Annotated in this window: 15 protein-coding genes; 9 read left to right on the top strand and 6 right to left on the bottom strand. The window is 57.2% G+C overall.

Annotated elements, in window-relative coordinates; genetic code table 11:
- Positions 1–7: 7 nt before the first annotated feature.
- The 3 genes from U2949_RS15690 to rsmD all read right to left on the bottom strand — a co-directional run bounded on the left by U2949_RS15690 (position 8) and on the right by rsmD (position 1,507).
- Positions 8–265 (bottom strand): YfhL family 4Fe-4S dicluster ferredoxin, encoded by a 258-nt coding sequence (locus U2949_RS15690; RefSeq protein WP_009454772.1) that lies wholly within the window; start codon positions 263–265, stop codon positions 8–10.
- Between the two features lie 85 nt (positions 266–350).
- Positions 351–857, bottom strand: coding sequence for a pantetheine-phosphate adenylyltransferase (coaD, locus tag U2949_RS15685; protein ID WP_026485454.1), 507 nt, complete (start codon positions 855–857; stop codon positions 351–353).
- A 20-nt stretch (positions 858–877) separates the two neighbouring features.
- Positions 878–1,507, bottom strand: a complete 630-nt coding sequence (gene rsmD, locus U2949_RS15680) for a 16S rRNA (guanine(966)-N(2))-methyltransferase RsmD (RefSeq protein WP_026485455.1) — start codon at positions 1,505–1,507, stop codon at positions 878–880.
- A 427-nt stretch (positions 1,508–1,934) separates the two neighbouring features.
- Between rsmD and ftsY the strand changes: the two genes are divergently transcribed.
- Positions 1,935–3,059 carry a signal recognition particle-docking protein FtsY gene (ftsY, locus tag U2949_RS15675; RefSeq protein WP_407654199.1) on the top strand — a complete coding sequence of 375 codons (1,125 nt, stop codon included), beginning with the start codon at positions 1,935–1,937 and terminating at the stop codon, positions 3,057–3,059.
- A gap of 142 nt (positions 3,060–3,201) precedes the next feature.
- On the opposite strand, the gene U2949_RS15670 is transcribed toward ftsY, so the two are convergent.
- Together U2949_RS15670 and U2949_RS15665 are read right to left on the bottom strand one after the other, a co-directional pair.
- On the bottom strand, positions 3,202–4,731 hold the full coding sequence (locus tag U2949_RS15670; protein WP_022983223.1) for a CYTH and CHAD domain-containing protein: 1,530 nt from the start codon (positions 4,729–4,731) through the stop codon (positions 3,202–3,204).
- Positions 4,732–4,850: 119 nt separating this feature from the next.
- Positions 4,851–5,678 carry an IclR family transcriptional regulator gene (locus U2949_RS15665; protein WP_045931249.1) on the bottom strand — a complete coding sequence of 276 codons (828 nt, stop codon included), beginning with the start codon at positions 5,676–5,678 and terminating at the stop codon, positions 4,851–4,853.
- A gap of 115 nt (positions 5,679–5,793) precedes the next feature.
- Between U2949_RS15665 and ribBA the strand changes: the two genes are divergently transcribed.
- From ribBA to U2949_RS15635, 6 genes are read left to right on the top strand one after another with little or no spacing between them, the layout of a single operon-like run.
- The gene (gene ribBA / locus U2949_RS15660; protein WP_257724199.1) at positions 5,794–6,960 is read left to right on the top strand and encodes a bifunctional 3,4-dihydroxy-2-butanone-4-phosphate synthase/GTP cyclohydrolase II; all 1,167 of its coding nucleotides are present in this window, start codon (positions 5,794–5,796) and stop codon (positions 6,958–6,960) included.
- A 14-nt stretch (positions 6,961–6,974) separates the two neighbouring features.
- Complete coding sequence (gene ribH / locus U2949_RS15655; RefSeq protein WP_009454781.1) at positions 6,975–7,493, top strand: 6,7-dimethyl-8-ribityllumazine synthase; 519 nt, start codon at positions 6,975–6,977, stop codon at positions 7,491–7,493.
- The gene (nusB, locus tag U2949_RS15650; RefSeq protein WP_042488795.1) at positions 7,447–7,962 is read left to right on the top strand and encodes a transcription antitermination factor NusB; all 516 of its coding nucleotides are present in this window, start codon (positions 7,447–7,449) and stop codon (positions 7,960–7,962) included. The genes ribH and nusB overlap by 47 nt, the downstream gene beginning before the upstream one ends.
- 13 nt (positions 7,963–7,975) lie before the next feature.
- Positions 7,976–8,938, top strand: coding sequence for a thiamine-phosphate kinase (gene thiL, locus U2949_RS15645; protein ID WP_321288690.1), 963 nt, complete (start codon positions 7,976–7,978; stop codon positions 8,936–8,938).
- 9 nt (positions 8,939–8,947) lie between these two features.
- A complete protein-coding gene (locus U2949_RS15640; RefSeq protein ID WP_009454786.1) occupies positions 8,948–9,469 on the top strand; it encodes a phosphatidylglycerophosphatase A family protein in 522 nt (173 codons plus the stop codon).
- The gene (locus U2949_RS15635) at positions 9,466–9,972 is read left to right on the top strand and encodes a CinA family protein (protein WP_026485462.1); all 507 of its coding nucleotides are present in this window, start codon (positions 9,466–9,468) and stop codon (positions 9,970–9,972) included. Before U2949_RS15640 ends, U2949_RS15635 begins: the two co-directional genes overlap by 4 nt.
- Positions 9,973–9,976: 4 nt before the next feature.
- On the opposite strand, the gene U2949_RS15630 is transcribed toward U2949_RS15635, so the two are convergent.
- Positions 9,977–10,777 (bottom strand): IclR family transcriptional regulator domain-containing protein, encoded by an 801-nt coding sequence (locus tag U2949_RS15630; protein WP_321288686.1) that lies wholly within the window; start codon positions 10,775–10,777, stop codon positions 9,977–9,979.
- A gap of 149 nt (positions 10,778–10,926) precedes the next feature.
- Here U2949_RS15630 and U2949_RS15625 point away from each other — a divergent pair, with 149 nt between their 5' ends.
- Positions 10,927–11,913, top strand: a complete 987-nt coding sequence (locus tag U2949_RS15625) for a Bug family tripartite tricarboxylate transporter substrate binding protein (RefSeq protein WP_026485464.1) — start codon at positions 10,927–10,929, stop codon at positions 11,911–11,913.
- Between the two features lie 25 nt (positions 11,914–11,938).
- Positions 11,939–13,192 (top strand): CaiB/BaiF CoA transferase family protein, encoded by a 1,254-nt coding sequence (locus U2949_RS15620; protein ID WP_321288683.1) that lies wholly within the window; start codon positions 11,939–11,941, stop codon positions 13,190–13,192.
- Positions 13,193–13,563 lie beyond the last annotated feature (371 nt).

Raw genomic sequence — 13,563 nt, 5'->3', positions numbered from 1 at the left:
ATTCTGCTTATGTCGTAGGTTCGGACTGCAGCCGGTGATAGCGGGCAAGCAGCGTTTCCTGGCTTTCCTGGTGCTGGGGGTGAACCTCGATACATTCGACCGGGCACACTACCACACACTGCGGCTCATCAAAGTGGCCGACGCATTCTGTACACAGGTTGGGATTGATCTCGTAGATCTCCTCGCCCATGTAAATAGCCAGGTTAGGGCACTGCGGCTCACAAACGTCGCAGTTAATGCATTCTTCAGTAATGTGCAGTGCCATAGCGCAGTGTCCTGATAAGCGTGGTCCTTGGATTTGACCAGTCGGTCACCCTACAGTGTAGTACGGACCGCTGCGCAGGGCGAGTTCAGGTGGTTGAAACCGCTTGCTGATTGCGTTCTTTGGCTTTGGTTTGTAGCCAACGCTCCACGGACGGGAACACAAATTTGCCTACATCACCCCCCAAAATGGCAATTTCGCGCACGATGGTGCCGGAGATGAACTGGTACTGATCCGAAGGAGTCATGAACATGGTCTCGACTTCGGGCAGCAGGTGACGGTTCATGCCCGCCATTTGAAATTCGTACTCAAAATCCGACACGGCGCGCAGGCCACGTACGATCACGCGACCATTTTGTTCGCGTACAAAGTCCTTGAGCAGGCCGGAAAAGCTTTTCACTTCCACGTTCGGGTAGTGGCTGAGCACTTCGGAGGCGATCTCAACACGCTCTTCAACGGTGAAGAAAGGGCGCTTGTTCTGGCTGGAGGCCACACCGACCACAACGTGATCGAAAAGGTTGGCGGCTCGCCGGACCAAGTCTTCATGGCCTCGGGTCAGGGGGTCGAAGGTGCCGGGGTAAACAGCTGTGATCATGGTGCATCCGCGTAAGTGGTTCAAGTTGGCAGGTCGGAGTCCGGGGGGAGCGGTGCAGGCGTCCCGGAAAATTCGGCATTATTGACTGTTTTTTGCATCGCAGCAAATCGCAACAAATGATAATGTACCTGCCCTGCCTTATCCTGTCGTAGTATCCCGTATTGATCCGGGGCTTGTATAGGGGTTTCGGACTCAATGTAAACCAGTGCGTCCGGTGCCAGCACATTGGGCAGCAAGGGCCAGATACGTTCCATCCAGTCATGCGCAAAGGGCGGGTCTATGAAGACCAGATCGTAGCGCATCTGGCTGCGCTCCAGAATATGGAGGGCGTCGCCCGCATGGATACGTACGTGGTCTGCCTTGAGTTTGGTACGCAGGCTGCGCAAATTGCTGACAGCGGGTCCGTGGCGTTCCACCATTTGTACAAAGGCGACACCGCGCGAGGCCGCTTCAAAGCCCAGGGCTCCGCTACCGGCAAACAGATCCAGCACGTTCTTGTCGCTGAATTGGCCGCCCCAGAAGTGGTTAAGCCAGTTAAACAGCGTTTCGCGCACACGATCCGGGGTGGGCCGCAGACCGGGTGCATCGACGACTGAAATCGGTGTGCGGCGGTAATCACCACCTACAATACGGACAGCATGTTTTCTCATTAGCGCTTTGATCGGATAATGTGGTCATTCAACAGAATTTTCTAGTGTAAATCGTATGTTCAGTTTTTTTAAAAGAAAGAAGGCCAAGCCAGAGCCACAAGTCACTCAAACGGAGCTGACCGAGCCGCTTTCTCCTGCCCCGTCGCAGCCCCAGGCTGACGCGGCAGATGCATCCCCCGCTGTATCGCAGGATCAAAGCACGCCGGTTCAAACGCCGGTGGCCCCGCCTGCTGTGGCTTTGGATAGCCAGGCAGCCAGCCAGGCTGAACATCGCGTTGCCTCCGAGTCTACGCCCACGCAGCCAGAGGTGCCACAACCAGCCCCGGCCAGTGTCCCGATCCCAGAGCCTGCCCGTGTCCACGAGCCGCAAGTGCAGCCCGTACCCGAACCCGAACCCGTTCGTACTCCTGAGCCGGAAGTACAGCCTGTGCCGGAGCCAAGCCGTACTCCAGAGCCCGAGGTTGAGCCAGTGCCTGAACCCGAGGTGCAGCCGGTTCCCGAGCCGGTACCGCAACCGGAACCCGAGATACAGCCGACTCCTGAACCGGAGCCAGAGATTGTTCCAGTTCCTGCGCCACAGCCTGAACCAGCTCCTGCCCTGACGCCAGAGCCAGAAGCCGCCGCGCCTGTGGTGAAAACTTCCTGGATGGCACGCTTGAAGCAGGGCTTGTCGCGTACAGGCCAGAGCCTGAGCAGTCTGTTCGTCGGTGCCAAGGTTGATGAAACCTTGTTCGAGGAACTGGAAGACGCCTTGCTGATGGCAGACGCGGGTGTTGAGGCTACCGAGAAACTGATTACCGCCTTGCGTGCTCGTGTCCGTAAAGAAAAAGTCAGCGATGCGGCCCAGGTCAAACAGATCCTGTGTGACATCCTGACCGATCATTTGAAGCCCCTGGAGAAGTCCTTTCCTCTGGAATCGAGCAAACCACTGGTAGTCATGATTGCCGGGGTGAATGGAGCAGGTAAAACCACGTCTATCGGTAAGTTGGCTCACACCTTCCAGGAGCAGGGCGCAAAGGTCTTGTTGGCCGCCGGTGATACGTTCCGTGCTGCCGCTCGTGAACAGCTGATTGAATGGGGCACCCGCAATAACGTCAGTGTTATTGCTCAAGACGGTGGTGATCCCGCCGCGGTGGCGTTTGATGCTGTGCATGCAGGCCGTGCCCGCGATATGGGCGTGGTCATGGTGGATACCGCTGGCCGTTTGCCAACCCAGCTTCACCTGATGGAAGAGCTCAAGAAGATCAAGCGCGTCATCGGCAAGGCCGATGGACAGGCTCCTCATGAAATTCTCTTGGTTGTGGACGGCAATACCGGCCAGAACGCCATTTCTCAGATTCGTGCCTTTGATGCGGCCTTGGGGCTGACTGGCCTGGTGGTTACCAAGCTGGACGGTACGGCTAAAGGCGGGACGCTGGCTGCCGTTGCTGCCTGTGCGCAAGGCGTACGTCCTATTCCGGTGTACTGGATTGGCGTGGGCGAGGGCATGCAGGATCTGCAAGCCTTTGTGGCCCGTGAGTTTGCGTCGGCCTTGTTGGGCATGAACGCTTAAATCCAAGTTTGGCTATAAAAGAAAGCGGCGATGTCTTTACAGGCATCGCCGCGTTTTTATCCCTGGGCCGATCAGGAGTAGAGCGCTACCTAGTAGCAAGCAAAGGCTCAGCGTACAGGGGGCTTTTCAGTGCTTTTGGCGTTCAGCGTCGCAGAAGCTCTGTTTGCGGCTGATGCTGATCCAAGGCATTGAGCGCATGCTGTGCATGGGCGGCACGACCTTGGCGGGCATGCGTCAGCCAGTCCCGCGCAAACTGCGCTTGTTCGGGGTTGGCTGCATGTTGGGCATACCAATCCAGCGCCACGTCCACGTCGGTGACTGCACCAATCAAGGCCTGACATTCGCGCAGCACTTTGTGCAGCCCTTGTTTGTCGGCTGCGCTGGGCAAAAACTCCAGGCAGTAGCGCAGGCTCTTGATCCGGTTGCGCAGGCGGTGCTGCTTGTCCTGGCTGATCTGAGCAAAGCGTTGGCTGCGTAATTGAATTGTCTGGAACCAGCGGCTGATACGGGCTTCGATCAAATGTTCGGGCTGAGGCACACCATTCAGTTCCAGCGTAGGGCCGCAAATCAGGCTTTGCAGATTGCTTAACAGCAGGGACTGAAACTCGGCTGCACTGGCCAGTTGGACCGGGTCGTGCTCCAGATGGGCAGGAGTAGGCTCAGGTGCGGGGCCGGGCATTCCCGCCTGCAGCAGCAAGGGGGTGATTTCCAGGTGTACCAGGTCATGGTCGCGTGCCTGACCAAACAGACCAAAATAATGTGTCAGACGCGTATTGGCATACCCTTCGCTAGCCGATAGCCACATTTTGAACAGCTTGCGGCAGGAGCGCAGACGACGCAGACCTACACGCATCAAGGCCAGATAGTCGGCCTGACGGGAAGAGTCCGGACGTATGCCATCCACACCCGCCAGCAAGGCAGCATTGCGAATGACCTGCTCCAGGCTCATGGTGGCACTTAGGCTATAAAACTGTTCCAGATCTTCGGTGTCAACAAAATGCGGTTTGGGCAGGTCGTAGGCTTTGCGGGTCAGGGCCGCAGCTACCTGTTCGGGCGTCAGATCCAGACTTTCCGATTTGGCCCGGCGGCGGTCCGCCAGACTGGCCAGGGCATCACCACGCTCGGACTTGCTGCGCATCTCCAGAATCAGGCCATGTTTGTACAGCCAGCGCTGGCCGACCTCAAACATGGTCAGGCTCTCGCCCTTGATCAGCTCAATTTCCAGCTCGTTGACCAACAGCTTCAAACCATTGGATTCGATATGGCCCACATCGTAGGCCAGCTCCAGTTCAGACTGGCCTTGCTTGATCAGGGCCAGCTCGCGCTGGATGCGGGTTTGATAACGGGCTTGAATCTGATCCGCATAACGAGCCAGCGCAGCGTGGGCAGGTGTGTCCTGATACAGACTCAGGTCCAGTTCCGGGCCGGGACGGGGGTGATTGATTTCAATGCGGGACAGGGTATCAGGACCGGGCAGTTTGACGGTCTGAACCCATTGCTCGCCTTCCTTGCGCAGACGCAAGGCGATACTCGAGCGCGCCAAATCGCGTTCGGGCGTATCAAAGTAAATGGCATTTAAGGTAATGCTACCCGTGCGTACTGCGTCAAAGGCGGTCAATAAACCGGGACGGGCACTCTCGGGTACAAAAAATTTCAGTTCTTGTTCTAGCACAGCATCGCACTCGAGAAATCACCCACAACAGGTGGGCGGATAAAACGATTATTTTGCATGTAAACCAGCCAAACTTGAAGTGTCGACACCCGTATAAGTGTGTGTAGTCATGTCAAGTTTTATAAAGGGGGAGTGCCCAGCGGCTCGCGCCAGCCCAGCTGATGCGAAATGCTGTTGGCGCACTGTCGCAATTGGGCCAGGATGGGGCTGTCAATACTGGCATCAAACAGCGTGCTGGGGCCCAGGCTGGTCAGGGCCAGCACAATCTGGCCGGAGTGATCAAACACGGGGACGGACAGGGCATCGATACCCGGCAAGGGGTTGCCCAGTGCCTGTGCCACACCTTGTTCACGGATTTTTTCCAGCATGGCAGCCAGTTCTTTGGGGCTGGGGCGCAGTGGGCTGATACTGGTTACAACAGCGCTGTCACCTGCCTCGCGCTCAATATAATGACGCGCGACCTCCGGGGGCAGCCAGGCGGCAAAGACGTGGCCGGTGGCCGTGTGCAGCATGGACATGACCGTGCCGCAGCGCATGTTCACATGGACCGGGTAGCTGGCCTCGCTGATATGAACCATGGTGGGTCCGTGTGAGCCCAGCACCGCCAAGCCCAGGGTGTGCCCAATGCGCGAGGCCCAAGCTTGAACCAGGGGCAGGGCGATCTTGACCGGGTTCTGGCTTTGCAGGCTGACCAGCCCCATCTGCAAGGCAAAGGGCCCCAGCTCGTACAGTCCAGTCGCCGGAGCCTGCTGCACCAGTCCTACATTGGTAAAGCTGACCAGATAAGGGTGGGCTTTGGCCGAACTCATCCCAGCTTGCGTGGCCAGATCACGCAACATCATGGGTTGTCCGCTATCCACCAGCACTTTCAACAGGCCAAAACCCGTTTCAATGGATTGGATACGGCGACGCTTTTCGTCCAGAGCAGGCAAAATGGGTTCGGTCATAGGGGTTTGGGGCTGTTTGGCACAGTCTTCAAGTGTACCGACTAATGAAGCTGCCCGCCGGGCCTTGGGTGTCGTAAAATGGCCTTAATTATTATCTGTCTGAGCAAAGAGCACGATGAATCAAGAAATTCAGTCCGACGCTGGTCAACTGGACGCCAGTCCAATCGCTCCCGTTCCAGAGATTGTTGAAGAGCTGCGCGCCGGTCGCATGGTTATTCTGGTTGACGAAGAGGACCGCGAAAACGAAGGCGATCTGGTCATGGCCGCCGAATTCGTAAATGCCGAGGCGATCAACTTCATGGTGACGCATGGTCGCGGTCTGGTTTGCCTGACCCTGACCGAAGAGCGCTGCCGCCAACTGGACCTGCCTTTGATGGCCACCCGCAACGGTACACGCTTTGGCACCAACTTTACGGTGTCGATTGAAGCGGCTGAAGGCGTGGAGACCGGCATTTCCGCTGCTGACCGCGCTCGCACCGTGCAAGCGGCCGTGGCTCGCGATGCACGTCCGATTGATCTGGTGCAGCCTGGCCACATCTTTCCCTTGAAGGCGGCTAAGGGTGGCGTACTGGTGCGTGCCGGCCACACCGAAGCGGGCTGCGACTTGACGGCGATGGCAGGTTTGACCCCGGCTGCTGTCATTTGTGAAGTGCTCAATCCTGACGGCACCATGGCGCGTTTGCCCGATTTGCTGGTGTTCGCCCGCGAGCATGGCATCAAGGTTGGCACCATTGCGGACCTGATCCAGTACCGCAGCGAACACGAGTCCATGATCGAGCGTTTGCACAAGAAATCCGTCAAGACTCCTTATGGTGAATTTGAATGCCACGCTTACCGCGATCTGTCTTCCGGTGGCTTGCATCTGGCACTGGTGCACGGTGAAATCAGCCCGGAAGTGGAAACCTTGGTCCGCGTACATGAACCGACTACCGTGCTGGATGTTCTGATCGAGGGGGATGTGGGCCACAGCTGGACCCTGCCCACTGCGTTGCGTACCGTGGCCAAATCCGACAGCGGCGTTGTCTTGCTGATGAACTGCCAGAGCTCCGAAGAAGAGAGTTTCGAGCAGATTCAGGCTTGGGCTGCAGACAGCCCGGCCCAGGCGCCACGCGGTCGCCCTAGCCGCAACGATCTGCGCACCTACGGAATTGGTGCACAAATTTTGCGTGACCTCAATGTTGGTAAAGCCCGTTTGATGTCGCGACCACGTAAAATGCCAAGCATGGCCGGGTTTGCATTGACCGTGACGGGTTACCATAGCGAACCAGACTCTCAATCCTAAGCGGAGCTTCCAACATGAATCCTTACATTGTTACCCCTGACCTGAATGGGGAAGGTCTGCACATTGGTATTGTGCGTGCGCGTTTTAATGAATCCATCGGTCTGACCGAGTTGGAAGCCTGCTTGAAAGAGCTGGAAGCTTTGGGTGTAGACGAGCGCGACGTGACCGTTCTGTCCGTCCCCGGTGCGCTGGAACTGGGCATTACCCTGGGCCAGATGGCTGAAACCGGCGAATTTGATGCCCTGATCGCTCTGGGTGCTGTTATCCGCGGTGACACCTACCACTTTGAAGTGGTCAGCAATGAAAGCGCTTCGGCCATTACTCAAGTCTCCCTGGCAACCGGTATTCCTGTTGCCAACGGTGTACTGACCACCAACACAGATGAACAAGCCGAGATTCGTGCTGCTGAAAAAGGTCGCGATTGCGCCCGTACAGCGGTCGAGCTGGGCAATCTTATCGCCGTCCTCGAACCCGAGCTGGACGACGATGAGGACGAAGATTACGAGGACGAAGATCTTGACGACGACAAATAAAGTCCCGGCCAGCAAGGCCAACGGACGATCCGCGCGCCGCCGCTCGCGCGAATTTGCCCTGCAGGGCATCTACTCCTGGCTGTTGCGAGGCGCTGATGGCCTGCAGGAAGCCACCTCCATCGACGCCCATATCCGGGGCGACGAGGAGTTTGGCGAAGCCGACGCAGCCTGGTTCAAAACCTTGCTGTTCGGCGTCATGCGCGAAGCCCCTGTGCTGCGCGAACGCTTTTTGCCGTATGTGGATCGTCCTTTGGAAGAGCTCTCTCCCATTGAACACGGCATCTTGCTGATTGGCAGCTACGAACTGGTGCATCACGTTGAAGTGCCTTACCGCGTTGCCATTAACGAAGCTGTTGAACTGGCCAAGTCCTTTGGCGGTACCGACGGTTTCAAATTCGTGAACGGCGTGCTGGACAAACTGGCCGCCGACGTACGCGCACCTGAAGTTGCCAAGCAGGCCCGCCGCTAAAACGGGGCGTGCCGTGCTGAACGAGTTCGGTCTTATCCAGCAGTATTTCAATCGTCCCGCTCCCGAAGGCTATTTGGGAGTGGGCGACGATTGCGCCCTTTTTACTCCAACACCCGGCTGGCAACTGGCCAGCAGCGTGGATCTGCTGATCGAAGGGCAACATTTCTTTCCCGATGTGGACCCCTTTCTCTTGGGGCACAAGGCGCTGGCCGTGAACCTGTCGGACCTGGGCGCCATGGGAGCCAAACCAAGAGCTTGCCTCCTGGCTTTGTCCATGCCCGCAGTCCGACCCGAGTGGCTGGCCGCATTCTCCAAAGGTTTGTTTGAACTGGCCGATCAGGCGCAATGCCCCTTGATTGGCGGTGATACCACGCGTAGCAAGCAGGGGGTGGTCATCAGCATTACGGTGCTGGGTGAAGTCCCAGCAGGGCAGGCCTTGCAACGCAGTGCGGCTCAAGCCGGTGACGATATTTGGTTGACGGGTACCTTGGGGGCGGCAGACATTGCCTTGCGCCTTCTGCAGGGTCGACTGGCCGCGGACCCGGATCGTTTGGCTGCCAGCCGCCCAGCCTTGGAACAGCCCTGGCCGCCTTATCGCCTGGGTCATGCCCTGGCAGGTTTGGCTCATGCTGCGATCGATGTGTCTGATGGCCTGGTCCAGGACCTGGGCCATATCGCCAAAGCCAGCCAATGTGCCGCCCATCTGGATTGGGATGCCTTGCCGCTGGATCCTTCCTTGACGGGTCTGCCTGCCGAATTGCAGCGCGAAGCGGTTCTGGTTGGTGGTGACGTTTTTCAATTGTGTTTTACGGGTGCTCCCCAACAACGGGAGTCCATCATGGCGCTGGCCCAGCGCGAAGGCGTGCAGCTTAGCCGTATTGGCTCCATGCATGCCGGTAGCGGGGTGTACGTGCGTGATCAACAGGGTCTGGATCCTGCCCCTGCCCAGGGCGGTTTCGATCATTTTGGTGGCTGAGTCTGTGTCATGAGCACATTTCCTGATCCTTCCTTGAATCCCATTCAACGTCCTACCCTGGATTGGGTGGTGAAAAAGCCCTGGCGCCTGATTGCCTTTGGTGGCGGTACCGGCGTATTGCGTCCGGGGCCGGGTACCTGGGGCACGGTGCTGGCCTGGGTCTTGTGGGTCTTGGGTCTGCATGTGCTGACCGACACGCAAATGGCCATTTTCTTGCCGCTCACCTTTTTCATTGGCTGCTGGGCTTGCCATCGCACGGGCTACGATCTGGGTGTGTCTGATCACAGTGGCATGAATTGGGATGAGATGGTCGCCTTCTGGCTGGTGCTGTGGCTGATTCCGCAGACCTGGCTGGCACAGGGCATCGCATTCGTTTTATTTCGTTTCTTTGATATTCTCAAACCACCGCCGATCCGCTATTTTGATCGTCGTCTGCATAATGGTTTTGGCGTTATGTGGGACGATCTCCTGGCGGCAGGCTATACCTTGTTGCTGATGGCTGTCTTGGTACGTTTTGGAGTTTTCTCATGAGCGATTACGAGCACGGCAATGCCGCCCTGGCCCTGGGGCGAGCCCTTAAAGATCGCGGCTGGATGGTCGCCTGCGCCGAGTCATGTACCGGTGGCCTGCTGGCTGCTGCCCTGACGGACCTGCCCGGCTCCAGCGCCTGGTTCGAGCGCGGTCTGGTCACTTACAGCAATAAGGCCAAGGTTCAGGAACTGGGCGTGAACCAGGACACCCTGGATCGTTTTGGCGCGGTCAGCGAGGAAACCGCCATGGAAATGGCGGCGGGTGCGCTGGAAGCCACTGCAGATGCGGAACTGGCTATTTCCACGACCGGCATTGCCGGTCCGGATGGAGCCACGGCGGGCAAGCCGGTTGGCCTGGTGTGCTTCGGTTTTGCACAGCGCCGGGGTGATGGCATTGTGACCCGCGCCTCTGCCCGTATCTTTGACGGAGACCGGGCCCAAATCCGTCAGCAGGCCGTGGAATACGCCTTGGCCAGTGCGCTGACCATGCTCAATCCCGCCTGATTGCTCAGGCCGGTAACATCAAACCCAGCTGCCTGGCGCTCGAACGTAGTTCGGGCAGGCAGCGCTGGATCAGCTTTTCTTCCGTATCCTGCCAGTCCTTGATGCTGATGCTCATTCCGGCCACAACGCGCCCGCTGGCACTGCGCACGGGTACGCCAATGGCCGTTAGCCCCAGTTCCAGTTCTTCCTTGATCAAGGAATAATCCTTTTCCTGCACCTGCTTCAATTCGCGTAGCAAGGCCTCGCGAGTATGGGCGGTGTATTGCGTCATGATCTTGAAGGGAGCCAGTTCCAGGTAGGCATCCAGCCTGCTTTGCGGCAACTGCGACAGCATCATTCGCCCGATAGAGGTGCAGTGAGCAGGCAGGCGGCTACCCAAGCCTAAAGACACAGTCAGTACACGCTGTCGTTGGGCGCGTGCCAGATACAGAATTTCGTCTCCATCCAGCAAGGCCAGTGCACAGGTTTCACCGACGCGGTCACTCAGGTCGTCCAGTATGGGCTGGGCCAGACTGACGATGGAGGTCGAAGAAAAATAGGCATGGCCCAACTGCAAAATTGCTGGGCGCAGTTTCCAGAACGCACCTTCCTGTTCTGCATAGCCCAGGGCTTGCAATGTGTAGAGGCAGCGCTGCACCACCGCCCGTGCCAGACCCGTTTTCAGGGCAATTTCTGCGGCCCGCAATGGCCGCCTTCTGTCTGAAAAAGCCGTAATCACCTGCAAACCACGGGCTAGCGATTGCATGTAGTCCGGATCGCCTTTGTAGCTGCTGGCGGTAGGGCTTGTCTCTTTATTCGTCGTCATTGCTCAGTAAGTGGCAGGATCTAGTTTTGTTCGATTAACGAACTCGATGGGATTAACAAGAATTATCGATGATAAATTGTAAAAAAAACAAGACTTAGCAATTTAATAATCAAGTTCGATTATCGGACAAAATAAGTTTGGAGTGATTCATGAAAAAAATTCTAGCCCGTAAAGTGGCTCCTCTGCTGGCCGGAATGGGTTTGTTGTTTTGTTCCTTGGGCGCGCAAGCCGCGTATCCGGACAAGCCTATCCGTCTTGTTGTGCCCTTTACGCCGGGCGGTGTGACTGACGTTATTGCCCGAGGTGTCGCGCAGCAACTGTCCAAGGATCTGGGCCAGATCATCATTGTGGAAAACAAGCCCGGTGCCAGCGGCATTATCGCTACGGACTTCGTCGCGAAATCTGCTCCCGATGGCTATACCGTCTTGCTGGCTGCGGTTGGTCAGGCCGTGGTGAACAACCATCTCTACAAGAAACTGCCTTACGATCCGGCGCAGGATCTGGCCGCTGTTTCTCTGGTGGCGGAAGGGCAGAACGTGCTGGTGGTGAACGCCAAGCAAAGCCCATTCAATACGGGCGAAGAGCTGATTAATCATGCTCGCGCCAAGCCCGACGATCTGACTTACGCTTCCTTTGGTAATGGCTCGTCCTCGCACCTGTCGGCCGCCGCCTTTACCACGATGGCCAATATCGACGTCATCCATGCTCCTTACCGTGGCAGCGCACCTGCCATGACTGATCTGCTGGGTGGCCACATCTCCTTCATGTTCGACAGCATGGGCACCGCAATTACGCACATCAACGCCAATACTGTGCGTCCCCTGGCTGTGTCCGGTCCGGAGCGTTCCTCCTTGTTGCCAGAGGTTCCAACCTTTGCAGAGTTGGGCCTGAACCAGGGCTATAACGTGACAGCCTGGTTTGGTTTCCACGTCAGCAGCGGTACGCCTACTGAAATTATTGATCGCCTGAGCCAGGCCATGAAAACCGTTAGCGAAAACAGCGAGTTTGTTGAAACCTTCCGTCGTCAGGGTGTAGACATCATTTCCTCCACCCCTGCCGAGTACGCCGAGTTCCTGCGTCAGGAAGACGAGAAATTGGGTAGCCTGATCAAGCAAGCCAATATCACGCTGGATTAATTGTTTTTGAATGGAGCACTGTAACGTGAGCGATCAGCACGCCTCGCAGGCGACGCGTCCTGCCCCTTTGGATGGCATCCGGGTTCTGGATCTGACACGCATTCTGGCTGGCCCATGGTGCACACAGAACCTGGCCGACCTGGGGGCCAATGTCTACAAGATAGAGCGACCCGAAACCGGCGACGATACTCGTGCCTGGGGCCCGCCCTTTTTGCAGACACCTGAAAAGGAAGATACGGCTGAAGCGGCCTATTACTTGTCGGCCAACCGTAATAAGCAGTCGATCAGCCTGGATATTGCCAGCCAGGAAGGGGCGGATGTGGTGCGTGCCATGGCACGGGAATGCGACATTCTGGTGGAGAACTTCAAGGTGGGTGGTCTGGCTAAATACGGCCTGGACTACGCCAGCTTGAAAGAGATCAACCCTCGCCTGATTTATTGCTCGATTACCGGCTTTGGTCAGACAGGCCCTTATGCCGAGCGTCCGGGTTATGACTTCATGATCCAGGCCATGGGCGGCATGATGAGTCTGACGGGCGAACGTGATGACAAGCCCGGCGGTGGTCCTCAGAAAGCGGGGGTTGCCGTCGCGGACTTGATGACGGGCATGTATGCCACCAGCAGCATTCTGGCCGCCTTGTTTGAGCGCTCACGCAGTGGTTTGGGGCAGCATATCGACATTGCTTTGCTGGATTGTCAGGTAGCCATGCTGGCGAACCAGAACATGAATTATCTGGTTAGTGGGCAGGCACCGAAGCGAGCCGGTAATGCACATCAGAATCTGGTGCCCTATCAGGTGTTCCCGACGGCAGATGGTCACATCATTGTGGCTATCGGCAATAACCGTCAGTTCGCGGCTTATTGCGAAGCAATTGGGCACCCGGAAATTGTTGAGGATGCGCGTTTCAACATTAACAGTCAGCGGGTCAAGCACAGGGATGAGCTGGAGCAGATTCTGAGTGCCGCAATGCAAAAGCATCCTAGTGCTTACTGGCTGGAAACGCTGGACAAGATTGGCGTGCCAGCCGGGCCTATCAATGATCTGCACGGTGTGTTCTCGCACCCGCAGGTTCGGGCCCGTAATATGCGTATCGAGCTGGACCATAGTCAGGCTGGCAAGGTCAGCATGACGGCCAGCCCCATGCGCTTTTCAGATAGTCCGGTGTCCTACCGCATGGCTCCGCCGCAGTTGGGCGAGCATACTGAGCAGGCTCTGGAGAGTTTGCTGGGAGCGGATAACCCGGAGCTGAAGCAGTGGCGCAACCGGAACCAGGCTTGACCGGGGTTAAAAGCCAAAGCCAAACTCAAACCAGAATTTGAACCAGTGCCAGAGTCGAGGCGCAGGCCTGGTTTAGCGTTTGGACTTGTGGCAGGAGTAGTGTCCGATTGACACCGCTCCTGCTACCTGAAATACAGGTCAGACCCTGGCCTAGGCCTCGTGACTCAGTAGGGGGGGGGGAGTTGCTTCTTACGCTTAAGGCTCAACTGAGCCTGAGTGGGACCTATCGGTCATAGCTTAATAAATAAAAAGCCCCACTCACTTTGGATTGGATCCAAGTGAGTGGGGCTTTCTTGTATCTACACTACTTGCTGTCGCTGTCGCTGTCGCTGTCGCTGTCGCTGTCGCTGTCGCTGTCGCTGTCGCTGTCG

It is taken from the genome of Alcaligenes phenolicus, assembly GCF_032063905.1.
In the GTDB taxonomy this organism is placed as follows: domain Bacteria; phylum Pseudomonadota; class Gammaproteobacteria; order Burkholderiales; family Burkholderiaceae_B; genus Alcaligenes; species Alcaligenes phenolicus.
This window is presented reverse-complemented; position numbering and strand designations above follow the sequence as displayed.